Origin of the sequence: Stenotrophomonas pictorum JCM 9942 (assembly GCF_001431585.1) — a bacterium.
Lineage (GTDB): Bacteria > Pseudomonadota > Gammaproteobacteria > Xanthomonadales > Xanthomonadaceae > Stenotrophomonas > Stenotrophomonas pictorum.
In genome coordinates this window covers 1-24341 of sequence record NZ_LLXS01000027.1, presented here as the reverse complement: position 1 = coordinate 24341, position 24341 = coordinate 1, and the positions used below count along the sequence as shown (strand labels likewise).

The 24341-nt window shown below is 68.1% G+C and carries 26 protein-coding genes; 10 read left to right on the top strand and 16 right to left on the bottom strand.

Annotated features, from left to right (window positions below):
• Positions 1-8: 8 nt before the first annotated feature.
• From ARC78_RS09790 to ARC78_RS09770, 5 genes are all read right to left on the bottom strand, one after another.
• A complete protein-coding gene (locus tag ARC78_RS09790; RefSeq protein ID WP_057506207.1) occupies positions 9-707 on the bottom strand; it encodes an HAD family hydrolase in 699 nt (232 codons plus the stop codon).
• The gene (locus tag ARC78_RS09785; protein WP_054660700.1) at positions 707-1414 is read right to left on the bottom strand and encodes a pseudouridine synthase; all 708 of its coding nucleotides are present in this window, start codon (positions 1412-1414) and stop codon (positions 707-709) included. The genes ARC78_RS09790 and ARC78_RS09785 overlap by 1 nt, the downstream gene beginning before the upstream one ends.
• Positions 1411-2472 (bottom strand): class I SAM-dependent methyltransferase, encoded by a 1062-nt coding sequence (locus ARC78_RS09780; RefSeq protein ID WP_057506206.1) that lies wholly within the window; start codon positions 2470-2472, stop codon positions 1411-1413. Before ARC78_RS09780 ends, ARC78_RS09785 begins: the two co-directional genes overlap by 4 nt.
• A 60-nt stretch (positions 2473-2532) precedes the next feature.
• Positions 2533-2826 carry a DUF3247 family protein gene (locus ARC78_RS09775; RefSeq protein ID WP_054660734.1) on the bottom strand — a complete coding sequence of 98 codons (294 nt, stop codon included), beginning with the start codon at positions 2824-2826 and terminating at the stop codon, positions 2533-2535.
• Between the two features lie 63 nt (positions 2827-2889).
• Positions 2890-4905 (bottom strand): hybrid sensor histidine kinase/response regulator, encoded by a 2016-nt coding sequence (locus ARC78_RS09770; RefSeq protein WP_057506205.1) that lies wholly within the window; start codon positions 4903-4905, stop codon positions 2890-2892.
• 180 nt (positions 4906-5085) lie between these two features.
• On the opposite strand from ARC78_RS09770, the gene ARC78_RS09765 reads away from it, so the two are divergent.
• Positions 5086-5652 carry a DUF3016 domain-containing protein gene (locus tag ARC78_RS09765; RefSeq protein ID WP_054659522.1) on the top strand — a complete coding sequence of 189 codons (567 nt, stop codon included), beginning with the start codon at positions 5086-5088 and terminating at the stop codon, positions 5650-5652.
• Between the two features lie 86 nt (positions 5653-5738).
• On the opposite strand, the gene alr is transcribed toward ARC78_RS09765, so the two are convergent.
• Both alr and ARC78_RS09755 read right to left on the bottom strand, forming a co-directional pair.
• Positions 5739-6815 carry an alanine racemase gene (gene alr / locus ARC78_RS09760; RefSeq protein WP_054659524.1) on the bottom strand — a complete coding sequence of 359 codons (1077 nt, stop codon included), beginning with the start codon at positions 6813-6815 and terminating at the stop codon, positions 5739-5741.
• Positions 6815-8080: a D-amino acid dehydrogenase gene (locus tag ARC78_RS09755; protein WP_057506204.1), complete on the bottom strand. Its 1266-nt coding sequence runs from the start codon at positions 8078-8080 to the stop codon at positions 6815-6817. The genes alr and ARC78_RS09755 overlap by 1 nt, the downstream gene beginning before the upstream one ends.
• 150 nt (positions 8081-8230) lie before the next feature.
• On the opposite strand from ARC78_RS09755, the gene ARC78_RS09750 reads away from it, so the two are divergent.
• Positions 8231-8710 (top strand): winged helix-turn-helix transcriptional regulator, encoded by a 480-nt coding sequence (locus tag ARC78_RS09750; protein WP_054659526.1) that lies wholly within the window; start codon positions 8231-8233, stop codon positions 8708-8710.
• Between the two features lie 13 nt (positions 8711-8723).
• Here the strand turns inward: ARC78_RS09750 and ARC78_RS09745 are convergent, their stop codons facing one another.
• A complete protein-coding gene (locus ARC78_RS09745) occupies positions 8724-9128 on the bottom strand; it encodes a hypothetical protein (RefSeq protein WP_057506203.1) in 405 nt (134 codons plus the stop codon).
• A gap of 125 nt (positions 9129-9253) precedes the next feature.
• On the opposite strand from ARC78_RS09745, the gene msrB reads away from it, so the two are divergent.
• The 5 genes from msrB to ARC78_RS09720 all read left to right on the top strand — a co-directional run bounded on the left by msrB (position 9254) and on the right by ARC78_RS09720 (position 12406).
• The gene (gene msrB / locus ARC78_RS09740) at positions 9254-9721 is read left to right on the top strand and encodes a peptide-methionine (R)-S-oxide reductase MsrB (RefSeq protein ID WP_054660094.1); all 468 of its coding nucleotides are present in this window, start codon (positions 9254-9256) and stop codon (positions 9719-9721) included.
• Between the two features lie 63 nt (positions 9722-9784).
• On the top strand, positions 9785-10639 hold the full coding sequence (gene motA / locus ARC78_RS09735; RefSeq protein ID WP_054660096.1) for a flagellar motor stator protein MotA: 855 nt from the start codon (positions 9785-9787) through the stop codon (positions 10637-10639).
• A gap of 10 nt (positions 10640-10649) precedes the next feature.
• Entirely contained in the window at positions 10650-11591 is a 942-nt protein-coding gene (gene motB / locus ARC78_RS09730) for a flagellar motor protein MotB (protein ID WP_083468538.1), read from the top strand.
• A 39-nt stretch (positions 11592-11630) separates the two neighbouring features.
• On the top strand, positions 11631-12113 hold the full coding sequence (locus tag ARC78_RS09725; protein ID WP_054660098.1) for a hypothetical protein: 483 nt from the start codon (positions 11631-11633) through the stop codon (positions 12111-12113).
• 14 nt (positions 12114-12127) lie between these two features.
• Positions 12128-12406: a DUF4031 domain-containing protein gene (locus tag ARC78_RS09720; RefSeq protein WP_057506202.1), complete on the top strand. Its 279-nt coding sequence runs from the start codon at positions 12128-12130 to the stop codon at positions 12404-12406.
• A 60-nt stretch (positions 12407-12466) separates the two neighbouring features.
• Here ARC78_RS09720 and ARC78_RS09715 read toward each other — a convergent pair whose 3' ends face one another.
• The gene (locus ARC78_RS09715) at positions 12467-13009 is read right to left on the bottom strand and encodes a DUF6630 family protein (RefSeq protein ID WP_054660758.1); all 543 of its coding nucleotides are present in this window, start codon (positions 13007-13009) and stop codon (positions 12467-12469) included.
• 143 nt (positions 13010-13152) lie between these two features.
• On the opposite strand from ARC78_RS09715, the gene ARC78_RS09710 reads away from it, so the two are divergent.
• Positions 13153-13401, top strand: coding sequence for a DUF3297 family protein (locus tag ARC78_RS09710; RefSeq protein ID WP_054660762.1), 249 nt, complete (start codon positions 13153-13155; stop codon positions 13399-13401).
• Positions 13402-13419: 18 nt separating this feature from the next.
• Here the strand turns inward: ARC78_RS09710 and ARC78_RS09705 are convergent, their stop codons facing one another.
• The gene (locus ARC78_RS09705) at positions 13420-15063 is read right to left on the bottom strand and encodes a Na+/H+ antiporter (RefSeq protein WP_057506201.1); all 1644 of its coding nucleotides are present in this window, start codon (positions 15061-15063) and stop codon (positions 13420-13422) included.
• 139 nt (positions 15064-15202) lie between these two features.
• A complete protein-coding gene (locus ARC78_RS09700; RefSeq protein WP_057506216.1) occupies positions 15203-15952 on the bottom strand; it encodes a DODA-type extradiol aromatic ring-opening family dioxygenase in 750 nt (249 codons plus the stop codon).
• Between the two features lie 145 nt (positions 15953-16097).
• Between ARC78_RS09700 and ARC78_RS09695 the strand changes: the two genes are divergently transcribed.
• Positions 16098-17000 (top strand): LysR family transcriptional regulator, encoded by a 903-nt coding sequence (locus ARC78_RS09695; protein ID WP_057506200.1) that lies wholly within the window; start codon positions 16098-16100, stop codon positions 16998-17000.
• Here the strand turns inward: ARC78_RS09695 and ARC78_RS09690 are convergent.
• Positions 16992-19931: a bifunctional diguanylate cyclase/phosphodiesterase gene (locus ARC78_RS09690; RefSeq protein ID WP_241772717.1), complete on the bottom strand. Its 2940-nt coding sequence runs from the start codon at positions 19929-19931 to the stop codon at positions 16992-16994. The two genes, ARC78_RS09695 and ARC78_RS09690, sit on opposite strands and share 9 nt — an antisense overlap.
• Positions 19932-20320: 389 nt before the next feature.
• A complete protein-coding gene (locus tag ARC78_RS09685; protein WP_057506199.1) occupies positions 20321-21241 on the bottom strand; it encodes an oxygenase MpaB family protein in 921 nt (306 codons plus the stop codon).
• A gap of 319 nt (positions 21242-21560) precedes the next feature.
• Between ARC78_RS09685 and ARC78_RS09680 the strand changes: the two genes are divergently transcribed.
• Positions 21561-22163 (top strand): hypothetical protein, encoded by a 603-nt coding sequence (locus ARC78_RS09680; RefSeq protein ID WP_054660481.1) that lies wholly within the window; start codon positions 21561-21563, stop codon positions 22161-22163.
• A gap of 48 nt (positions 22164-22211) precedes the next feature.
• Here the strand turns inward: ARC78_RS09680 and ARC78_RS09675 are convergent, their stop codons facing one another.
• From ARC78_RS09675 to ARC78_RS09665, 3 genes are all read right to left on the bottom strand, one after another.
• Entirely contained in the window at positions 22212-22541 is a 330-nt protein-coding gene (locus ARC78_RS09675) for a hypothetical protein (protein ID WP_054660479.1), read from the bottom strand.
• Positions 22542-22568: 27 nt separating this feature from the next.
• Positions 22569-23342: a LytR/AlgR family response regulator transcription factor gene (locus tag ARC78_RS09670; RefSeq protein WP_057506198.1), complete on the bottom strand. Its 774-nt coding sequence runs from the start codon at positions 23340-23342 to the stop codon at positions 22569-22571.
• On the bottom strand, positions 23332-24341 hold a 1010-nt coding region (locus tag ARC78_RS09665; protein WP_145974312.1), incomplete at its 5' end, for a sensor histidine kinase. The genes ARC78_RS09670 and ARC78_RS09665, both read right to left, overlap by 11 nt.

Here is a 24341-nt window from a genome sequence, read left to right as displayed (position 1 = left end):
CTGCCGGGTCACTCAGCCTGCAGCACCGGCGCGGCCCCCAGCCAGGGCAGCAGCTGCTGCCGCACTTCATGCAGCGAGCCGACGATGCGATGCCCCAGCGCCCGCACCTGCTCATCCGGCGCCAGCAGATCCGGTACCTGCACGGTGGTCATGCCGGCCGCGAGCGCGGCGCGCACGCCGGTCGGTGAATCCTCCAGCGCCAGGCAATGGGCCGGATCAACCCCCAGTCTGTGCGCCGCCAGCAGGTAGATGTCCGGCGCCGGTTTGGAGTGGGCCACCTCGGAACTGGTGGCCACGGCATCGAAATAACGCAGCAGCCCGGCCGCTTCGAGTTTGCGCGAGGCCAGCGGCTGGCGCGTGGCGGTGGCCACCGCGCGCGGCAGCTGGTGTTCGACCAGCAGCTCGAGCAGCTCGATGATGCCCGGCCGGTGCGGCACCCCGGCCTCGACGATGCCGTCGTAGCGCGCGTAGGAGGCGGCCAGCAGTGCATCAGTGCGCTCCAGGCCCAGGACCTCGCCCAGACGCTGGCGCGAGGCCGCATCGGAGGAGCCGATCAGCGACAGCAGCAGACTGCGCGGCACCTGGTACCCGTGCGCGTGCGCGGTGTGCTGCAGACAGTCCAGCAGCGCGCGCTCGCTGTCCAGCATCAGGCCATCCATGTCGAAGATCACCGCATGCGGGCGCGCGGACAGTGCGGCCGGCTGCATCAGCCGTGATTCCCGAACAACCGCGCCAGATCGGCCGCATCCAGCTGCCGCCACTGCCCCTCGTCCAGACCGTCCAGGCCCAGACCGCCGACGCGGCTGCGATGCAACGACTGCACATGGTTGCCGACCGCGGCGAACATGCGCCGCACCTGGTGGTAGCGGCCTTCGTGCAGGGTCAGCCGGGCGTGGCGCGGCCCCAGCACCTCCAGCGCGGCCGGCAGCAGCGGCTTGTCGTCCGATTCCAGCAGCAGCTCGCCACTGGCAAAGCGTGCCCCCTCGTCGCCGCGGAGGTCCTGCGCCAGCTGCGCTTCGTAGACCTTGTCCAGCTTCGACTTGGGCGACACGATCCGGTGCAGCAGCGCACCGTCATCGGTCATCAGCAGCAGTCCGCTGGTCTCGCGGTCCAGCCGCCCCACCGGCGAGAGCAGCGGCGAGCGGTCGCGGAAACGGTCCGGCAGCAGGTCATAGACCAGCCGGCCGATGTCCTTGGTCGAACAGGTATAGCCGGCCGGCTTGTGCAACGCGATGGTCAGCCCCGGCGGCGGATCCAGCGGTTCGCCATCCACACGGATGCGGTCGTGCTCAACCTTGTCGTCGGCATACAGCACCTCGCCGTCGGCGTCGGTGATGCGGCCTTCGCGGAACATGCCCTGCACCTGCTTGCGGCTGCCATAGCCCAGGTTGGCGATGTGCTTGACCAGCTTCATGCGCGGCCTCCACGGGTGCCGACGATGACCTTGAACCCGTCGCGTTCGGCGGCCACATGCACTTTGCCGAAACTGTCATTGAGGATCTGCTCGTACGGCAGGTGCCGGTTGGCGACCATGAACAGCTTGCCGCCCGGGCGCAGCGCCTGCGCGGCCACGGCGATGAAGCGCTGGCCGATGTCCGGCCGGTCCTCGCGCGCCGGAGTATGGAACGGCGGGTTGGAAACGACGAAGTCGTAGCGGCCCTCGATGCCGGCGGTCACATCGTGCCAGCGGAAACCCAGCTTGGCGCGCTCGCCGGCGGCAGCCAGATTGGTCCGCGCCAGCGCCAGCGCGCGCGCCTCGGCCTCGTACAGATCCAGCGCGCTCACCTTCGGGCAGCGCGCCAGCACCTCGGCCGACAGGTAACCCCAGCCGGCGCCCAGATCGGCGCCGTGACCGGCCAGATCCGCCGGCAGCTGCTCCACCAGCAGCGCCGAGGCCGGATCGATCCGGTCCCAGGCGAACACGCCCGGACGGCTGTGGAAGCGGCCATCGACAATGGTGCGCGGTGCATCCAGCGCCGCCCAACGCTTGCGCAGCGCCTCGTCGTGACTGCCGTCGGCCGGCGCGGTCCAGTAGGCACGGCAGTGGTTCTTGGTCAGCTTGCCGCCGAGTCCGGCCAGCTGCTGCAGGTCGCTTTCACCCGAGCGGGCGCCTTCGTTGTTGGACTGGCAGGCCACCACGATGCCACCGGGGGCGAGCAGGGCCACGGCGCGGGCAAACAGTGCGCGGGCCTCGTCACGCTGCCGCGGCGGCAATACCAGCACCGCCGCATAGCGGGTGGCATCGCCCTGTACCTGGGCCTCGTCACGTACCTGCCAGCCACTGCGCTCCAGCGCCGCGGCAAACGGGCGGAAGCTCTGTTCGCAGACCAGCTGGTCACTGGCGGCATGTTCACGCAACGGCCAACCGTCGCGCGCACGCAGGAACAGGACCGGCCCCTGCGGCCAACGCAGGTTACCCGCGGCAAACGGAAGAAAGAGGGTTTCCAGAGGAGCGTCGTGCTGGGCAGCCATTGCGAACCGGCAAAAAGAACAGGGCCGCCCATTCTAGCCGTCCGCCCCGAAACCGGCCCTTCAGGCGCTTTCGCCGGGCATCCGCCGTACCTCGCGGATGCTGTCCAGCCACACCACATGCTGCTGCGAGAAGCGTCCCAGGTCATCCAGCCGCACGGTGGCGTTCACACCCGGCTGGTCGTTGTGATCGACAAAGTGCTGCAGCGCCGGCCGCGTGGTCACCGTGCCCGCCAGCTGGATGCCGTCCTGCAACACCAGAACGACCCGGGTGCGGTCGCCCAGTTCACCCAGCAGTGTTTCCAGCAGGGCGATCCGCATCGGGTCGGAATAGACGTGGGGCGCGTAGAGAGCCATGGCAGCGTCCTCGGTGACGGGGATCACACTACCCACAGCTCATGTGAAATCCGCGCAAAGCTTTCAGTGGCGCAGCCTGGCGTCGCGGATCGCCCCGACCAGCTGGGCCAGACTGTACGGCTTGGCCACATGCGCCTGGAAACCGGCCGCGAACGCACGGCGGCGGTCATCCTCCCGCGCCAGCGCGGTGACCGCCACCGCCGGCAGTTCACGGCCTGAGACGCCCATCGTCTCGCGCAGCGTGCGCACCAGACCGTAGCCATCCATACCCGGCATGCCGATGTCGCTGAGCAGCAGATCGAAGGCGGTGTGCCCACGCCGGTCCAGCAGCTCCAGCGCCTCGGCCGCGGAACTGGCGGTGATCACCGACGCCCCCTGCTCTTCCAGCACCCGGTGGATATTGGCCAGCACATCCGGCTGATCCTCCACCGCCAGCAGCCGCATTCCCTGCAGCGGCAGCTGCGCGATCACGTCCTCGCCGATCGGCCCACGCTGCACCCTGCGACGTGGCCGATGGCTGGCGTCGGCGCGGTGTGCGGGCAGCCGCACCCGGAATACCGCGCCCTGGCCGGCCCCGCCGCTGGCCGCCGAAACGCTGCCGCCATGCAGTTCGGTCAGCTGCTGGACGATGGCCAGCCCCAATCCCAGCCCGCCATGGCGACGGGTGGTCGTGCCATCGGCCTGACGGAAGCGGCCGAACAGGTGCTCCAGAAACTCCGGGGCGATGCCGTCCCCGTTGTCGCGCACCTCGACCACGAAGTGTCCCGGTGCCTGCAGCACCGCCACTTCCACCCGCCCCTCCACCGGGGTGAACTTGATCGCGTTGGACAGCAGGTTCCACAGCACCTGCTGCAACCGGGTGGCGTCGCCCAGCACCGGACAGCGCATCTTAGGCACCTTCACCAGCAGCGTCTGCGCCTTGCCCTCGGCCACCAGCGCCTGCGCCTGGACCGCTTCACGCACCTGCGCGGCCAGATCCAGCACCTCCACCTCCAGCTGCACCTTGCCCAGCAGCATGCTGCTCAGGTCGAGCATGTCCGACATCAGACTCTTCTGCGCCAGCGCACTGCTGGCGATCACCTCCAGGCCACGGCGCATCGGATGCTCGGCCGGCATGCGCTGCAGCAGCAGCTCGCTCCAGCCCAGAATCGTGGTCAGGGGCGTGCGCAGCTCGTGCGACAGCGTGGCCAGGAATTCATCCTTCAGCCGCGTGGTGCTTTCAGCGGCGTTGCGGGCGGTGCGCTCGGCCGCCAGCAGTTCCTCGCGCGCCCTATCGATTTCACGCCGCTCGGTGATATCCGGACTGTTGCCGGCCAGGCCGATGAAGCGTCCGTCCGGGGAAAAGCGCGGCACCGCGTTCATCTCCAGCCAGCGCCATTGCCCATCATGGCGCTGCACGCGTACGTTCAGGTGCAAGGCACGCTCTTCGGCCAGCGCGGTGCGCAGTTCGTATTCAAATGGCGCCAGCTCGTCCGGATGCAGCAGCCCCTGCCACCAGCGCGCGCCAAAAACGTGGTTGCTGGCGGTACCGAAAAACGTGGAGAAGGCGTTGTTGATGAAGCGCAGCTGGCCCAGGTCATCGACCACCCACACCGGCATCGGCAGGCCGTCGGCCAGTGCGCTGAAGCGCGCCTCGCTCTCGGCCAGCTCGGTTTCAACCTGCCTGCGCCGGGAAATATCGAAAAACAGCACGCCAAGCCGGCGCTGCCCTTCGGCGCCCAGGCGCACCGCTTCCACCGAATACCAGCGTCCCAGCGCGGGCACCTCGCGCTCGAACTGCACCGTCACGCCCTCTTCGACCACACGACCGAACACGCGGAACCAGTAGTCCTCCAGGCTGGGGACCAGCTCGCGGGCGCGCCGACCGGTGACCTGGTGCAAGCCGGTGATGCGCTCGAACGCGGCATTCACCCGACGATAGATGAAGTCCACCGGCACCCCGTCGCTGAACACCATCTCGACCACGCAGAAACCCGTGCCTACCGCTTCGATCAACTCCTGATAGAGCAGGGAGTTTTCCAGGTCCGCATCGGCAACGGGCACCAGCGGAAGACGTGGCGGATTCGGAGAAGGGAGCATGTCACCGGCGGCGGAAGGACAGACGGAGCAAACGGGAGCAGCGCCAGTCTGGGCACCGGCCTATCGACACAACGTGATGATGAATCCCGCGCAACTTCCGCGCGTGCGCGCCACGACCAGCATTGTTCCGCGCCCAGGCAGGCCCCACACTCCAGACACGCTATACCTACGGAGATTTCCATGAAAACTTCGACCCTTGCCCGAGTGGCACTGGCCTGCATTCTGGCTGCGGGCACTGTCCATGCCGGTCCCCGCACCATCACCGCGCCCGACGCACCGCGGGCGCTGCCCGCCGAAGGCCGGGTACAGGTGCAGTGGACCGATCCGGCCCAGTTCACCGAACTGCGCCAGAGCCGCAACCGCTGGGATGCCGAACGAGGCGACTGGGTGACGCAGCTGGCCGGGTACCTGCGCAAGCAGGCCGACAAACAGTTGCCGGCGGGACAGCAACTGGACGTCACTTTCACCGACATCAAACGTGCCGGCGACTACGAGCCGTGGCGCGGCCCGCGACTGGACGATGTGCGGATCATGCGCGACATCTATCCGCCGCGGATCACCCTGCAGTTCACCCTCACCGACGCCAATGGCCAAGTGATCGCCCAGGGCGAGCGCAAGCTGGTGGACACCGCGTACCTGCTCAACAGCAGCATGCCCAGTGACACCGACCCGCTGCGCTATGAGAAGCGGATGCTCAACGACTGGCTGCGCCGCGAGTTCCGCCAGGACACGGCGGCCGGACGGTAAGCGGCCGGCCGCCTCGCAGGCGGCACGCCGCTACTGCGGATGCCGTGGTTCCCCCACAGAAAAGGGCCGCACTGCGGCCCTTTTCGTTACTCGGACAGATAGACGCGCGGTGTGCGTTTGAGGCTGCACGGCAGCCGGTAGGCACTGGTGTTGCAACGCGGCGCCAGTTCGGCGATGGTCGGCGCGCTGCCCCACAGCTGCACGAGGCTGCCGTGGCCGGCCTGCGGGTGATCGGTCAGATCCACGGTCAGCATGTCCATCGACACGCGGCCGATCAGGTGCCCCGGCACGCCTTCGATCAGCACCGGCGTGCCATTGGGGGCGAACTGCGGATAGCCATCGGCATACCCCATCGCCACCACACCTACTCGTGTCGGCCGCTCAGCGACAAAGCGCGCGCCATAGCCCAGCGGCTCCCCCACACCCAGTTCGCGCACCGCGATCACCCGCGACTGCAGTGTCATCACCGGGCGCAGCTGCGCGGCGTGCGGACTGGGCTGCGGATACAGCGGGTCGGCGCCATACAGCATCAGGCCCGGGCGTACCCAATCGCTGCGCACCTGCGGCCAGCCCAGCAGCGCCGGCGAATTGCACAGGCTGGTTTCACCGGCCAAACCTTCTGTCGCACGAACGAAGATATCGAGCTGCTCCCGGGTGCGGTTGCTGTCCAGTTCATCGGCACGCGCCAGGTGGGTCATCAGCACCAGCGGGCCGACCTGCGGCAGTGCGCTCAGGCGGGCATGCGCGTCGCGGAACTCTTCCGGCGACAGACCCAGCCGGTGCATGCCGCTGTCCAGCTTGAGCCAGATATGCAGCCTGGCACCGGTCTGGAACGCCTCCACCGCTTCGAGCTGCCAGCGTGAGGACACGACCGTCCAGAAATCGTGCTCGACGATCAGCGGCAGTTCGGCCGCATCGAAGAAGCCTTCCATCAGCAGGATCGGACCTCGGATGCCGGCCTGGCGCAGCTCCAGCGCCTCTTCGATGCAGGCCACGCCAAAGCCGTCGGCCTCGTCCTGCAGCGCGCGCGCGCAGGCCACCGCACCATGGCCATAGGCATCGGCCTTGATGATGGCCAGCGCCTTGCCGCCGCCCAATTGCCTGGCCAGGCGGTAGTTGTGGCGCAGCGCGTCCAGGTCGATCAGTGCCTGTGCCGGACGCATCAGTGCCGTCCCTTGCCGTAGCGGAAGATATCAAGGCCTTCGCTGCTGATCTGGGGCGTCTTGCCGCCCATCAGGTCGGCCAGATAACGGCCGGAGCCGGCGGCCATGGTCCAGCCCAGCGTGCCGTGGCCGGTATTGAGGAACAGGTTGCGATACGGCGTGGCGCCAATCACCGGCGTGCCGTCCGGGGTGGCCGGACGCAGGCCGGTCCAGAATTCGGCGCGCGACAGGTCGCCGCCCTCCGGATACAGATCCTTGACCACCTTCTCCAGCGTGGCGCGCCGGCGCGGCTCCAGCGACAGGTCGAAACCGGACGCTTCGGCCATGCCACCGACACGGATGCGGTCCTGAAAACGGGTGACGGCGATCTTGTAGCTTTCGTCGAGGATGGTCGAGTTCGGTGCCATCGCCGCGTTGGTAATGGGCAGGGTCAGCGAGTAGCCCTTCAGCGGATACACCGGCAGCTGCAGGCCCAGCGGCGCGAGCAGCTGGGGCGAGTAACTGCCCAGCGCCAGCACGTAGTGGTCGGCGGTTTCCAGCTGGCCGTTGATGCGCACTCCGGTGATGCGGTCGCCGTCGGCATGGATGGCGCTGATGGTCTGGTCGAAGCGGAACTCCACGCCGTTCCCGGCGGCCAGCGCGGCCAGCTTGTCGGTGAACAGCTGGCAATCGCCGGTCTGGTCCTCGGGCAGGCGCAGTGCGCCGACCAGCATGCCGGTTTTGCCGGCCAGCGCCGGTTCGACGCGGGCGATGCCCTGGCGGTCGAGCACTTCATACGGCACGCCGTACTGGCGCAGCACCTCGATGTCCTGCGCGGCGGCATCCAGCTGCTGCTGGGTGCGGAACAGCTGGGTGGTACCCAGCTGGCGCCCCTCGTAGTCGATACCGGTGGCCGCACGCAGCTCGTTGATGCAGTCGCGGCTGTAGTCGGATACGCGCACCATGCGCGCCTTGTTCACCGCGTAACGGGCCGAGGTGCAGTTGCGCAGCATCTGCCACAGCCAGCGGTACTGGTTCAGATCGCCGGTCGGGCGGATCGCCAGTGGCGCATGTTCTTCGAACAGCCACTTGATCGCCTTGAACGGCACCCCGGGCGCGGCCCACGGCGAGGTGTAGCCGAAGGACAGCTGGCCGGCGTTGGCGAAGCTGGTTTCCAGCGCCGGCGCCGGCTGCCGGTCGACCACGGTGACCTCAAAGCCGGCCTGCCGCAGATACCAGGCACTGGTCGTGCCGATCACACCGCTGCCGAGCACCAGAACACGCATTTTCTTTCTCCGGACCACATGATTCCCTGCACAGAGGACAGCAGGGACTAGGAACGGCGCAGTATATTCAGGCCAAGCCAGTTGTTTTTTCTGTATTGACCGGAAAAATCAGGCTAATTTCCCGTTTCGTTCATCAAAAGCAGAGCCGCCATGGCCACCCGCAGCCGCGAACTGGACAAGATCGACCGCAAGATCCTGCGCATCCTGCAGCAGGAAGGACGCATTTCCTTCACCGAGCTGGGCGAGCGCGTGGGCCTGTCAACCACGCCCTGCACCGAGCGGGTGCGGCGGCTGGAACGCGAAGGCGTGATCACCGGCTACTACGCGCGGCTGGATCCGTCTTCGGTGAAAGCCGGACTGCTGGTGTTCGTGGAAATCAGCCTGGCCTACAAATCCGGCGACATCTTCGAGGAGTTCCGCCGCGCGGCGCTGAAGCTGCCCAACGTGCTGGAGTGCCATCTGATGTCCGGTGACTTCGACTACCTGCTCAAGGCCCGCATCAACGAGATGGCCTCCTACCGCAAGCTGCTGGGCAGCACCCTGCTGACCCTGCCGCATGTCCGCGAATCCAAGAGCTACATCGTGATGGAGGAAGTCAAGGAAACCCTGTGCCTGCCGATCAGCGAATGAGCGCGGCCGCGGCTCAGTTGCCGCGCGCGGCGCTGGGCGGCGGCACCACCCGCTCACCGGTGCCGCTGGGCACGGTGTCGTAGTAGCGCCCGGTGCGGGTATCGATCACCCGGTTCGGACCGGCCGGCTGCATGCCGTTGAGCGGCTGGCCGTTGCGGTCATAGACCGGACGGGCGACGGCCGGTGCCGCCGGCCGGGTCGGCACCGCCGGTTTGGCGGGCGACACCCGCTGCTGCAGGCGCTCGCGCACAGGGGCGTTTTCGGCCGCCGGGCGGTTGTCGTCTGCCTGCGGCCGGGACGGTGGCGGCAAACTGACCGCACGGGTGGCGGTGGGCGACGGCGCCGGTTTTAGCTGCGCCTGCGCCGCCAGCGGCAGGCCGCCGGCCAGCAACAGCACAATGCGGGCAAACCTGGTCATGGGGGCCTCCCTTTATGTATCGGTTCGAGCATGCACCCGAACGGCTGGCGCAGCGATGAACGCGGCGGCTTGGTCCGATCCCCGCACGCACCTACCATGGGTCCTCGCCCCATCGGACCCCAACCATGACCGCTTTCGACCTCACACCTCCGGACGCCGCGCAACGCGCCACCCTGATCGCCGGGCTGAGCCCGGACGAGGCGCGCGTGCTGCTGCACCACGGCACCGAGGCCCCGTTCTGCGGCGTATTCCTGGACAACAAGCGGGCGGGCGTCTACTGCTGCCGGCTGTGCGGGCTGCCGCTGTTCCGCTCCAGCACCAAGTTCGACTCCGGCACCGGCTGGCCCAGTTTCTTCGCCCCGTTCGATCCGGCGCATGTGCGGCAGATCCGCGACACCAGCCACGGAATGGTGCGCACGGAAATCGTCTGCGCCCGCTGCGACAGCCATCTGGGGCATGTCTTCCCGGATGGTCCGCCGCCCACCTTCGAGCGGCACTGCCTGAACTCGGTATCGCTGGGCTTCGCCGGCCACGGCGAGCGATATCCCAACCCGCTGGGCCGCGGCGGCGCCGAAGCGATGCCCGCCGACTGAGTTCACACTTCAGTTCTGGCGCGCCAGGCCGACAACGGGAGATTCCCTCCTTGTGCCTGCCCCATGCTCATCATCGTTGGTCTGCTCGTCGTCATCCTCAGCGTACTGGGCGGCTATCTTGGCGCGCACGGGCGCCTGGGCGCGCTGTGGCAGCCCTATGAACTGGTGATCATCGGCGGCGCGGCACTGGGCGCGTTCCTGATCGGCACCCCGCTCAAGCTGGTCAAACAGACCCTGGCCGCGGTGGTGGGCACCTTCAAAGGCCCGCAGTACCAGCGCCAGGATTATCTGGACGTGCTCAGCCTGGTCTACGAACTGCTCAACAAGGCACGCAAAGAGGGCTTCATGGCGCTGGAGGAGCACGTGGAGAACCCCGGCGAGAGCCCGGTGTTCGCCAGCTACCCGAAGATCCAGGCCGATCACCACCTGATGGCCTTCATGACCGACTGCCTGCGGCTGATGATCGGCTCCAATATCGAGCCGCACGAACTGGAGGCGCTGCTGGAACTGGAGCTGGAAAAGCACCACGAGGAGTCGCTGGCGCCGGCCGCGGTGCTCAACAAGGTCGCCGACGGACTGCCCGGTTTCGGCATCGTCGCCGCGGTGCTGGGCATCGTCATCACCATGGGCTCGATCGGCGGCGACATCAAGGAAGTCGGTGGCCATGTCGCCGGCGCGCTGGTCGGCACGTTCCTCGGCATCCTGCTCGGCTATGGCTTTGTCGGCCCGCTGGCCGCGGCGGTGGAAGCCCGCGCCGAGCAGGACGCGCGCATCTACGAATCGGTCAAGACCGCGCTGCTGGCGTGTCTGCGCGGCTACAACCCGAAGATCGCCCTGGAGTTCGCGCGCAAGACGGTGCCCTCGGCGCTGCGCCCGGGCTTCAACGAATTCGAGCAGCAACTGAAGTCGGTCAAGTAAGGCGCCGGTCATGAGCGAAACCAAACCCACGGTGATCATCCGCCGGGTCAAGAAGGTCAAACACGGCGGCCACCACGGCGGTTCTTGGAAGGTGGCCTACGCCGACTTCGTCACCGCGATGATGGCCTTCTTCCTGGTGCTGTGGCTGATGGCCGCCACCAGCAAACCCGAGCGCGCGGCGATCTCCGAGTATTTCCGCAATCCCAGCCCGCTGGCCGGCAGCAGCGCCACGCCGGCCCCGGGCATGGCCGGTCCGGGCGGTGCCAGCACCTCGATGATCAAACTGGGGGGCGCCACCGACATCTCGCGCGGCAACAGCAGCGACCCGTTCCAGAACCAGCAGCAAGCCGTGCCAACTCCGGTACAGGAACGCGAGCGCGAGAAACAACGGCTGGAAGCGCTCAGACAGGAACTGCAGGAAGCCATCAGCAAGAGCCAGGCGCTGGAGCCGTTCAAGGATCAGCTGCTGCTGGATATCACCCCGGAGGGCCTGCGCATCCAGATCGTGGACCAGCAGAACCGGCCGATGTTCGATCTGGGCAGCGCGCGGCTGATGCCCTACACCCGGGCGATCCTGCTGGAGCTGTCGCACTTCATCTCCCAGGTGCCCAACCGCATCAGCCTGACCGGCCACACCGACACCACCGCCTATTCGACCCAGCTGGGCTACAGCAACTGGGAACTGAGCGCCGACCGCGCCAACGCCGCGCGGCGCACGCTGCTGGAAGGCGGCATGGACGAGGCCAAGGTCGCGCGCGTGGTCGGGCTGTCCTCCTCGGTGCTGTTCGACAAAACCAACCCGCAGAACCCGATCAACCGCCGGATCAGCATCGTGGTGATGACCAGGGATGCCGAGGCCGCCGCCCTGAATGAAACCGACACCTTGCCGCTGCCGGCACTGGCCGCCGCGGCTGCGGGCGGCAACGCCGATCCGGTCACCGTCGCCGACTGAGGCCTACAATGGGCGCTGTTTTCCCATAGCCCGAGCATCATGTCCAAGCAGTCCAAAGCCAAGCGCGACCAGCGCAAGAAGCAGGCCCCGCGCCGCCCGTTCGCCCGCCTGAACGCCCAGCAGCCGGTGGAAAACCACGCCGTGCTGATGAATGAAGAAGGCCAGGTGGTGGCCGCCATCGGTCTGCAGGGCAACGAATGGCTGCTGGCCATCGGTGGCCAGACCATGGGCAACGCCGACAACCCGGTGCCGATGCTGGCCATGCTCAAGCACCTGGCCAACGTGCAGGAGAAGGAAGGCCGCAAGGTCAGCCTGGAGTACTCCCCGCAGCTGGAGGCGATGATCAACGATCTGGCCACCGACGAAGGCAAGACCGCCGACGACTATCTGGCCGCGCTGGTGGCCGAGTTCGAAAGCGGCGACGAGGAAATGGCTGCCGAAGACGCCGACGTGGCTGACAGCACCGACGCCGAAGCCGCACCGGCTGCTGAAGCCGACACCGGCGACAAGCCGCAGGGCTGAGCCGCAGGCTACCGGTGACGGTCTATATCGACGATGCGGTACATCCCTGGCGCGGCGAGCGCTGGGCGCATCTGATGGCCGACACCCTGCCCGAGCTGCATGCGCTGGCGCAGCAGCTCGGGATTCCCCGCCGCGCCTTCCAGAACCGTCCCAGCGGGGCGCACTACGACATACCGGCGCCGCTGCACGCCCGGGCCGTCGCGCTCGGCGCGGTCGCCATTTCCCGGCATCGCGACCGCGCCCTGATGCGCCAGGTCATCGCCAACGCGCGGGCGCAGTACAGCGCCGGGTGAGCGACAGCCGGGTGGCCGGAAACAGCCAGCGGCCGCGTCCGAACCTCGGGGAAAGCGGAATCAGAATGGATCGCTGCCCAGCCGCACTTCCACGTTCAGCAGCGAGCACAGCGCCAGCATCGCGTCATCGTCGCGGGTCAGCGCCATCCAGCCGGTGAAACCCTCGCTGCCCGCATCCACGCTCCACAGCGTGTAGCCGTGTTCGCGCAGGCGATCGAAGGCGATGGACAGCAGCTGCACGCCATCGACATGGTCGGCGAAATCCTCGTCATCCAGATCGCCGCCCCAGTCCAGCTGCAGGTTCCAGCGCGCGGCCAGCTCGCTGACCGCGGCCATCACCGAGTCCAGATCCTCGCGCTCGACCTCGAAACCCGATTGCCAGCCGATGGCCGCAAACAGCGGCGGCAGCCAGTCACTGTCCGGCTCCAGCGGTTCGCCGCGCTCGGCCAGCAGCTCGCGCCAGCGGTTGAACTGCTGCAGCGCCAGTTCCTCGTCGCCGGGGTTGATCAGCACCAGCAGGTTCCACACCCGCGCCTCGAAGTCGTCCTCGTCGAAGTCGTGGGGGTTTTCCTCGAAATCGAAATAGTCGCTGTTGTCGGGCATGGCGGTTGTTCTGGCTGCGGGCGGGCGCGCCATTCTGACCGCAGCACCGGCGTCGGGGAAGCACGGCGTTTCAGGCTCGGGCGCAGCGGCAGGTATCCTGTGCGGCAGAAGACGGCCACGTTGGCCTTCAACCGATGATGAAGATGAGCGATACCCCTCCCGATCACCTGGCGGTCAATCCGCAGAGCCCGTTCCACGATGCCGCCGCCCTGCAGCGCGGCGTTGGCGTCCGCTTCAACGGCATCGAGCGCGATGACGTGGAGGAATACTCGGTCAGCGAAGGCTGGATCCGCGTGCAGGCCGGCAAGGCCCGCGACCGCCGCGGCAACCCGATGACGCTGAAGATCAAGGGCACGGTGGAGCCGTATTTCCTGCAGCTGCCGCAGCCGTAAGCATCACCGCCGGCAGCGTCAATCGCGCTGCCGGCTCTCCAGCAGGTCCAGGTTGCGGATCAGCTTGCGCGCGACCTCGTCGGAGATCTGCCCGCGCCGGGTCAACCGGAACAGCTCCTCGCGCTCGGCATTCAGACCGGCCGCGCGCAGGCTGCGATAGGCCTGCTCCATGCGTTTGACCTTCTCCGGGTCCTCGTCCGGGCTCTGGCCCTTGTCCAGATTGCGCTGGTACAGCAGGCTCACCCGCGCCGCGGCATCGTTGTAGAGCTGCACGCTGCCGGTGCTCTGGCCCTCTCCGAGCTGCTGCCGGGCTTTCTCCACCGCCGCCAGCGCCGCCCGGGACGACGCCTTGCGCGCGATGTCCTCTTCGCGCCGGCTGTCCTCGTCCTTGGGCAGTTCCAGCCCGGTGAGCAGCCGCGGCAGCACCAGGCTGGCCGCGACCAGCGACACCAGGATCACCGCCGCCGCCAGGAAGATCACCAGATCGCGCGCCGGGAACGGCTCACCGCCAGGCACCATCAGCGGCAGCGTCAGCACGCCGGCCAGGGTGATGGCACCCCGCACACCGGCCACCGACATCGCCAGCACCACCCGCCACGGCATGCGCGTGCCCTGCTCGCCGCGCCAGCGCGCCCGGAGCAGGTTCCAGCGCAGCGACAGCCACACCCACGCCAGTCGCAGCAGCACCAGCATGATGTTGATCGCCAGCACGTACACCAGCAGCCACCACGGGTTGCGCTGGCCGCTGGTGGCCATGGTATCGACCGCGCGTTCGACAATGCCCGGCAGCTGCTCGCCCAGCAGCACGAAGATGATGCCGTTGAAGCTGAACTGCACGGTGTTCCAGACCGCCGCGCGCTGCACCCGCATGCTGCCACTGATGCGGCCGGTCAGCTCGACATAGCTCATGGTGATGCCGGCGGCGACCGCGGCCAGGATGCCCGAGGCCTTGAACTCCTCGGCCAGCAGGTAGGCGGCGAACGGAATCAGCAGGTTGAGCAGCAGCGCCGCGCCCGGCTCCTCGCCGAAGCTGCGCCACAGCCAGCGCTGGAAGGTGGATACCCCGTACGTCACCCCCACGCCGATCGCCAGGCCGGCCAGCGCCACCCACAGGAAGGTCAGCGAGGCCTGCGCCAGCGAGAAGCTGCCGGTCATCACCGCGGCCACCGCGAAACTGAAGCAGACCAGGCCCGAGGCGTCGTTGAGCAGCGACTCGCCTTCCAGGATGTGCATCAGCCGTTTGGGCATCGGCACCCGCGAGGCGATCGCCCCGACCGCGACCGGATCGGTCGGCGAGAGAATCGCCGCCAGCGCGAAGGCCACCGCCAGTGGCATCGCCGGGATCAACCAGTGGATCAGCAGCCCGGCGCCGAGCACGGTGAACACCACCAGGCCAAACGCCAGCTCCAGGATCGCGCCCTTGTCGCGGAACAGGCCGTGTTTGGGAATACGCCAGCCGTCCAGGAACAGCAGCGGCGGCAGGAACAGCAGGAAGAACATCTCCGGGTCCAGCGCATGACCGCGCTTGAACACCCCGGCAATCAGCGCGCCCAGCCCGATCTGCACCAGCGGCAGCGGCAGCGAAAAGGGAAGGATTCTTACCAGATAGCCGCTGGCGACAACGGCCACCAGCATCGCCAGGACGACTTCGATCGTGTGCATGCCCGTTCCAGGGAATCACCACCACGACAGCGCGCTGCCGGCGCGGGCAGCGACGGAAAAATACCGCTGGAAAACTACCACAGGCGTGCCGGGATGCCGATGCGCGCGGCGTGAAGCGGTGCCATCGCACCGCCTTCGATCAGCTCGCGCCGTCGAAGCGGTAGATGTCCATCGCCAGAAACCCCAGGTCGATGCCGGCATCGATGCGCTGCGCGCCGAGCTGGTCGGTGCCGGCCGCACCCATGGCGAAATACAGCGGCAGCAGGTGCTCGTCGGTGGGATGGGCCTGCACGGCGGACGGCGCCTGCCGGCGGTAGTCGAACAACGCCGGCAGGTCGTTGGCCTGCAGCTTCTGCTCGATCCAGCCGATGAACGGGCGCACGTACGGCGCTTCCCGGGCCTGATCGTAGTTGCGCCAGTCGTGCAGGTTGTGGGTAATGCTGCCCGAGCCGACCAGCAGCACGCCCTGCTCGCGCAGCGGCGCCAGCGCCCGGCCCATGTCGAACTGGTGGCGCGGCCCCAGCCCCGGCTGGATCGACACCTGCAGCACCGGGATGTCGGCCTGCGGATACAGATAGCGCAGCGGCACCCAGGCGCCGTGGTCCAGGCCGCGCTGCGAGTCCAGCACCGCCGGCAACCCGGCATCGGCCAGACGCGCGGCCACCTGCCGGGCCAACTCCGGGGCCCCCGGCGCCGGATACTGCAGCTGGTACAGCGCGGCGGGAAAGCCGCCGAAATCGTGAAGGGTTTCCGGCTGCGCGGCGGCCGAGACCATCGGCGCGCGGCCCAGCCAGTGCGCCGAGGCCATCACGATCGCGCGCGGGCGCGGCAGGCCGGCGGCCAGTTCGGCCAGCCGCGGCCCGACCTGTCCCGGTTCGAGCGCGGTCATCGGCGAACCATGCGAAATGTAGAGCGAGGGCAGATGCTCGGCCACGGCGGGCTCCTTGACGGAAGAGGACAGCCGCCAGCTTATTGCGCAGATTGCACGCAACAAATAACCTCGACGGCAACGTTTTATTGCGGAAGTGGAAACAGTGGACACGATCGATGCGATGCGGGTGTTTGTCGCCGTGGTCGAGCGCAACGGTTTCAGCGCCGCGGCCGAGGCGCTGGACCTGTCCACCGCCGCCGTCACCCGGCAGATCGCCGCGCTGGAAAAGCGCCTGTCCGCACGCCTGCTCAACCGCACCACCCGGCGCGTCAGCCCCACCAGCACCGGCGCGGCCTACTACCAGCGCTGCGTGCAGCTGCTGGCCGAATTCGACGAACTGGAAGCCTCGGTCGGCGCGCAGGCGCTGCAGCCCTCCGGCCGGCTGCGGATCAATGCCCCGGTCAGCTATGGCATCGCCCGCCTGGCGTCGCTGCTGCCCGGCTACAGCGCGCGGTATCCGCAGGTGGAACTGGACCTGCAGCTGTCCGACCGGCTGGTGGACATGGTCGAGGAAGGTTTCGATCTGGCCATCCGCATCACCCGCCAGCCGGCGCCCTCGCTGATCGCCCGGCGGCTGGCGCAGGCGCGGATCACGCTGTGCGCGGCGCCATCCTATCTGGCCCGACGCGGCGCCCCGGCCACCCCGCAGGAGCTGGCCGGGCACGATTGCCTGTCCTACACCTACTCGGCCGGCGGCGACAGCTGGACACTGCAGCGCGGGCAGAGCGAAGTGGGCATCGCGCTGGTGCCACGCATGCGCGCCAACAACGGCGAGGTACTGCGCGAGGCGGCCATCGCCGGCATGGGCATCATCGCCCAGCCGGATTTCATCGTCGGCGAGGCGCTGGCCGACGGTCGCCTGGTGCCGGTGCTGGCCGACTGGGAAGTGCCCTCGGTCGGCATCCATGCGGTCTATGCCAGCCGCAGCCACCTGGCGCCGAAGGTGCGAAGCTTCATCGACTATCTGGTCGAGTGCCTCGGCGGGGAAACGGCCGCCTCAGACTGAGCGGTGCTGGTCCAGCGCCACCCGCACCGCCTCCAGCGGCATCGGGCGACCCAGCAGGTAACCCTGCACCTGGTCGCAGCCGTGCGCGGCCAGCCACGCCAGCTGGCCTTCGCTCTCCACGCCCTCGGCGATCACGTTCAGGCCCATGCTGTGGCCCAGCGACAGCAGCGCCCGGCAGATCGCCGCGTTGCGCGGGTTGCGCTCCACATCGCAGACGAAGTCGCGGTCGATCTTCAGCGAGTCCAGTGGCAGGTGCTGCAGGTAGGACATGCTGGAAAAGCCGGTGCCGAAATCATCCAGTGCCGCACCGATACCGTTTTCCTTCAACGCCTGCAGCGTCTGCAGCGCCTGCGCCGGGTTGCGCATCACCGCGCTTTCGGTCAGTTCCAGCTGCAACGCCCCGGGGGGCAGGTCCCAGGCCTCGGTGGCACGGCTGAATTCGGCCACCAGATCGCTGTTGAACAACTGCACCGCCGAGATGTTCACCGCGATCGGCAGCCCGCCCCAGCCCTGGTCGGCCAGCTGGCGTTGCGCGCGCGCCGCGGCATGGATCACCCAGCGGCCCAGCGCGACGATCAGCCCGGTGTCCTCGCACAGACGGATGAAATCGCCCGGCGCAATGAAGCTGCCATCGGCCTGCGGCCAGCGCAGCAGCGCCTCCAGCGCGGCCGGACTGCGATCGGCGGCGTGATAGATCGGCTGGAAGTGCAGCTCGAACTCGCCCTGGTCGATGGCGGTGTGGATCCGCCCGGCCAGCTGCAGGCGTTCGGTGTAACGGGCGGCGATACTGGCATCGAAACGCGCCAGCACCGTGCCATTCTCGCGCGCGGCATGGGCCGCCTGCGCCGCCCGGCCCAATACCTGTTCGGCCATTTCCCCATCGTCAGGACAGCGCGCCACGCCCAGCCGCGGTTCCAGCTGGTGGCGCGAATCGCGCCCGCGCACCGGTTCGGACACCGCCGCCAGCAACGCGTCCAGGACCTGCTGGACCTCGTGCCCGGCGGCGATGGCCAGCACGAAATCCTCGGCCGGCTGATGGGCCAGCAGGCCATAGCCGGCCGCCAGCGCCCCCAGCCGCGTCGCCATGGCCTGCAGCACCTGCTCGCCTGCGTCTTGGCCCAGCGTATCGGCCACCATCTGGATCCCGCGCAGCTGCACGTGGACCACCGTGTAGCCGCTGCCAGCGGCGTCCAGACGGTCGGCCAGCGCCCGCACCGTCAGCAGGCCGGTGCCGGCATGGTGGCTGGCGCGATAGGCCAGATCGCGTTCGTAGGCCAGCCGCTGGCTGGCGTCCTCGGCCAGCACCAGCAGCGCGGGTTTGCCATCGAACTCCAGCCGCGCGCTGTGCCCGATCACTTCGAACAGACTGCCGTCCTTGCGCCGGTGGATGAACACCCCCTCGGCCGGACGCAGCCCGTCGGCCAGCTCCCGGATGAACGCGACCGTCTCCTCGCGGTACTCCGCCGGGCGGATGTCCAGGATCGTCATGCCAAGGAATTCGTCGCGGCTGTAGCCGTACTGCCGCACCGCGGCCTGGTTCACTTCCAGGAAGCGCAGGGTATGGAGGTCGAAAATCCAGAACGGCGCCGGATTGCGATCGAACACCAGCCGGAACTGGCGCTCGGCTTCCTGCGCGCGCAACTGGCTGTGCACGCGTTCGGTCACATCCACCACCGCACCGGTCATGCGTTTGCGGCGGTGCTCGTTGACCATTTCCCCGCGCGCCGACAGCCAGCGCGTGGAGCCGTCGCGCAGCACCAGGCGGAACAGCGCGTTCACCACGCCACCGTTGGCCAGTGCCGCCTGCAGCTCGGCCCGCAACGTGGGACGGTCTTCGGCATGCACGCGTGCATACAGTGCCGGCAAGGTCGATTGCCGGGTCGACAAGCCAAACAGCTGCTGGGTCTGCGCCGACCAGCGCAGGGTGCCGCCATCACCGCTGATCGACCAGGTCCCTACCTTGCCGACCTGGTGGGCCAGGGCCAGCTCGGCGGCGCCGGCGCGCAGCTCCTCGGTCAGCCGCGCCTGCCGCCGCAGGCTGCGCCGGCGGATATGGATCAGGTACAGCAGTCCGACCACGTACAGCACGTACAGGCCGATGGCCGCATACAGCGCGGTGTACCACGGCCCCATCACCTCGTCGTAGGACAAGCCGGCGAACACGATCAGCGGATAATCGCGCGGCGCGCTGATCGCGCCAATCCGGGATAGGCCATCGACCGGACTGTTGGCCACGCCGCGGGCCCTCACCTTGTCCTCGGGTGGGAAGATCCGCATCGGCCGCGGCAGCGTGCGCTCCACCAGCGACGGGTCCAGACTGTGGGCCAGCAGCTGGCCATCGCGGTTGCCGATGGACACCACGCCCATGCGGCCGGTATCCAGGCCAGTAACGATCCGCTGGAACGCCGCCAGCCGGACCTGCGCCAGCAGCCATTGCCCCGGCTGTACCGGAATGGCCAGCTGCACCAGCCGTGATCCGTCCGGTCCGCGTTCCATCCTGCCCAGGTACAGCTCGCCCCTGAGCACACGGTGCGCCGGATTGACCCAACGGCTGAACCCCGGATCGCCGTTCCCGCCCGACAACGCCCGGCCCTGGCCATCCACCAGGGTGATGGTGGCCAGATCCGGATTGCGTACCAGCACCCCGGCGATGGCCGACTCCAGCAGCGCCGGCGCTTCCTCGGGAGCCAGCCAGAAATAGTCGCGCGCATAGTTGGCGGTGCCGCGCAGCGTCCGTTCGAACGTGGACAGCTCCGAGCGCAGCAGGCGATCGGTGCCGGTGGCGATGGCCATGCTCTGCCGCTGCGCGGCCTGCAACCGGTTGCTGCGGTCATTCCACAGCAACAGCGCCAGCACGAGGGCCAGCACGATCGCCGCCACGCTTCCGATACCGCCGATCCTTCGCAGTGGATGGGCGAAGATCCGGTTCACAGGTGCCTGTCCGACATCAGTACACGTGCTGCACGCATGGGCGAGGTTCGTCTTCAGAGAACGCGACAGAAAATCCGCCCGGCACGGACCGGTTGAGTGCGCGTGCAGAAACGGTTTTCAACGTTGCGCGCCGCCCCCCGGCCACCATCGCAACGTTTCCTTCACAGCATGCCGCACAACAACCGCCCGCGTGAAGAGTCGACAGGCAATTTCCGGCAGGTTTGCCGTTACCTGCAACGGTCAAGTGCCCGACCGGCAGCCGTATGGTGCCGGGGCGGATCCGGACTACCGGCGCTGCCGCTGCGGATACAGGCGGCGCGCGGCGCGGAAAACAGAACGGGCGCCCAGGAGCGCCCGTTCTGTTGCGGGTGCGCAAGGACCAGGCCCTGCTATTCCGGCCAGCGCAGCAGCAGCGCCGGATCGGCTCCCACCCGGCGGCACGCGCGCGTGGAAATGCCGTCGCTCAAGGCGATCCGGAACAACGGTGCCACGCTGCGCAGCACCCGCGCGGCGACAATGGATTGCAGCTGCTGGCCACGGCTGCGTCCGAGCAGCTGCGTGGCCCACTCCGGGAGCAGGGCCGCGCCGGCCGACAGGAACAGGTCGCGCGAGACCCCCGGCAGCGGCACCGGCAGGCGCACCTCGCTGAGCACCTCCAGCACCTCGCGCGAACGGTCGTCCATCCGCAGCTGCGACTGCTGCTGGGCGAAATAGGCCTGCACCTGCGCCTGGCTGGCCGGCACCTCGCGCGCGCCCAGCGCCTCGGCCACGCGCCGGTATTCGTCGTAGTAGCGGTCGGCGATGGCCGCCGGAATCTCCCGGCAATAGCGACGACAGCCTTCCAGGAAGCCGTAAGCCTCGGTCACATGTACCCAGGTCAGCAACTCCGGCGCATCGGCGCGGTAGTGGCGGCCATCGGGCAGGACGCCCGCCACCTGCGTATGGATCCGGCGAACGCGTTCGATCAGCGTCTCCACTTCCGCCACCGGCGCGTAACTGGTGCCGGCCACAAAGCTGGTGGTCCGCCGCAGCCGCCCGACCAGGTCCTCACGGAAATTGGAATGGTCATAGACCCCGGCCAGCGCGCGCGGATGCAGCAACTGCAGCATCAACGCGCACAGGCCGCCGGCGAGCATGCCGGGAAACTCCGAATGGATGCGCCAGGTGACGCTGTCCGGGCCGAACCAGCCCGGATCGCCGGCGGGCGCGTCGTAGGCCACGCCACTGTGGTCACGCGGGAAGGCGTCCAGCACCCAGCGGCGGATCTGGGCGGTGGCGGCGGAGGAAACACGTTCGGACAGGAGCGACATGGCGCCTATCGTACCGTTGCCGTCGCGCAAGTCGCAGATCCCCCGGTGTCATGCGCGATGATCGACACCACCCGGTGCGCCGCGACAGCCGCCGGAAGCGCTGTGTGCAGATGCAGCATGCGCCGCCGGTTTCAATTTTCCATTCCGCCACTTGCGCGATGACGCACCGCAAAATCCGCTCCCGTCCTCGTGCGCCGCTGCGCACGCCTTCGCGCGCCCCCCATTGCCAAGCAAGCGGAAAGTGCTAGAACTAAAGCCGCCTGACCGCTTCACGTCGCATCCGTCGCTCGTTCCAGAAAGTCACTGCAAGGAGCTCAACATGATCGCGTTGTTCAAAGGTTTGGGATTGCTGTTGCAGGACAACGAGCTGTATCGCAGCCCGTTCGAGAAGCAGGTCGCGCACTGGAAGAACCTGAGCGACGAACAGATACGCCAGGAAGTCGCCCTGCTGGCCAAGGCCAAGTGCCAGTGGCTGATCGCCTCCATCGTGCTCTGGCAGGCCGCCTCGCTGTTGATTCTGGGGCTGATCACCAACTATCTGTGGCGCGATGATTTCCATATCACCTTCACCCGCGTGGTGATCGTGTTCGGCTCGTGGGTATCGATCCTGTTCGTGATCTGGTTCATGGCCAACATGTTCGATCACACCGCCGGCTTCGAGCGCTGGATGAAGGCCTTCAACAGCCGCGCGCGCATCAGTTCCGACGCCGACAGCGTGGAGAACGTGGGCGAGGCGCTGGAAATGGCCCAGCACTATCCGGAAGTGCTGGACTACAAGCAGGCCGTCACCGCCAAGCGCGAACTGCGCCATGAGGACGTGCGCATCATGCGCGAGCTGGGCCGCATGCGACAGCATTCGGAACTGGTGGGCAAGCTCAACCACATCGGTGACGACGGCCTGCGGTTGCAACCGGCGTTCTGACACTTCCATTCCACGCATTACCCATCGCCGCGCACTGGCGCGGCGATGTCATTTGGGGATGTGCACCTGCTGGCCAAAGCCGCGGGGCAGATCGCGCAGTTCGCGGCTGCTGCCCACCACCAGGGTGAAGTCGGCCAGGGGCTCGCGGCGGCATTCCTGCCCGCCCTCCCGGGCCTGGCATTGCTCGTGGTAGAGCCGGTAGCCGCAGCGGCCGCTGTCACTTTGCAGGCATTGGAAACGGCTGACACCGGCCATCACCGTGGTACGGCTGAGCAGCGCGTGCTCACCGCTGAGGCGGGTGATCGAGGTCTGCCCGGGGGGCTCGTGGATGCCAAGCATCGACAGCAGGCTGCCGAGCAGAACGGTCAGGTACAGCATGGCGATTCTCCTGGGACGGGGGCGGCCTCACATGCCACGGAACAGACTCATGAACGGCTGGCTGACCAGCAGCGTTTCGCTGCGGTTCTTCAGCCGCAACACGCCGCGCCCGCTGTCCTCGCGGCTCACCGCCGCCACCGCCTTCATGTTGACGAGGGTGGCCCGGTGCACCTGGCGGAAGCCGTTCGGATCCAGTGCCGCGGCCAGCTCGCGCAACGAGCTGCGCAGCAGCAGTTCCGCATCGGCGGTGACCACCACGGTGTATTTGTTGTCGGCGCGGAAATAGAGCACCTCATCGAGCATCACCAGCCGCGTTTCCCGGCCGTTGCTGGCGGTGATCCACGCCAGCGGCGGTGCGCTCGGCGGCGTGGCCGGTTGCCGGGCCAGCTGCTGCAGCAGGCGTTCCAGAACCACCGGGTCCGCGCCCCCCACCGAGCGCCGGGCCAGCACGCGCTGGCGGGTGGCCAACAGGCGTTCATCGCTGACCGGCTTGAGCAGGTAATCGACCGCGCCCTGCTCGAAGGCGCTGATCGCGTACTGGTCGTAGGCGGTGACGAACACCACCTCGGTGCGCGGACTGACGCTCTGCAGCGCGCGCGCCACATCGATGCCGCTGACCCCGGGCATGCGGATATCCAGAAATGCCAGCGCCGGCTGGTGGGTCTCCAGTGCTTCCAGCGCCGCGGCCCCATCCTCGCAGGCGGCGACGATGACCAGCTCCGGCCACAAGCGCGCCAGCTGGTCCAGCAATGCCTGGCGCAGCAGTGGCTCGTCTTCGGCGATCAGCGCATCAAGAGGCATGCGGCAGCTCCGGGATGAGCGGTGCGACGGCCGGTGCCGGTGCCGGTGCCGGTGCCGGTTCCAGATGCTGGCACGGCAGGCTGATGGTGGCGGCCATGCCGCTGGGGAAATTCGACACCAGGGTCAATGACGCATCGGCGCCGCAGCTCACGCGCAGGCGTTCACGCAGGTTCTTCAGGCCGATCCCGGTGCCGGTGCTGCCGGTCGCCATACCCTGGCCGTCATCGGCCACGGTGACGGTCAGCCGGCCGTCCAGTTCGCGCGCCAGCACCCACACCGTGCCACCGCCGGATTTCGGCTCCAGGCCGTGCTTGATCGCGTTCTCCACCAGCGTCTGCAGCGACATCGACGGCAGGGTGAGGTTGTGCAGCGCGTCGGGCACATCGATCTGCAGGGTCAGCCGGGCGCCCATGCGGATGCGCAGGATTTCCAGATAGGCCCGCACCCGTTCCAGCTCCTGGCCCAGCGTGGACAGCGACTGGTCGATGCCCGGCAGCGAGCTGCGCAGATACTGGATCAGATGGCCGAGCATCTGCTCGGCGCGTTCGGGATCGCTGCGGGTGAGCACCTGCGCGTTGGCCAGGGTGTTGTAGAGGAAGTGCGGCTCCACCTGCGCGTGCAGCAGATTCAGGCGGGCGACACTGAGTTCCTTCTCGGCCTCGGTGCGCGCGGCCTGCTCGCGTTCTTCGCGCCGCTGCCGGGCAACCTTGCCGCTCAGCGCCTGGGTGACGGCCTCGGCGTTCTCGTAGTTGCTGCCCTCATCGAGCAGCAGCAGGTCCAGCCAGGCGCCGGCATCGGGTTCGAACAGCAGGGTGACGCTGCAGGTGTCGACGCCGGGGGTGACGCGCGCGGTGATCTGGTTGTGTTTGATCGCCAGCCGCGCCAGCGGATTCCAGCGCGATGGCGGCCGCTCGCCATAGGGATCGGCGCGGCGCTGGGTGGCGCGCAGCTGCAAGGTGCCCACCGAGCGCTCCAGCCGTTCGATCCGCGGCATCTGGC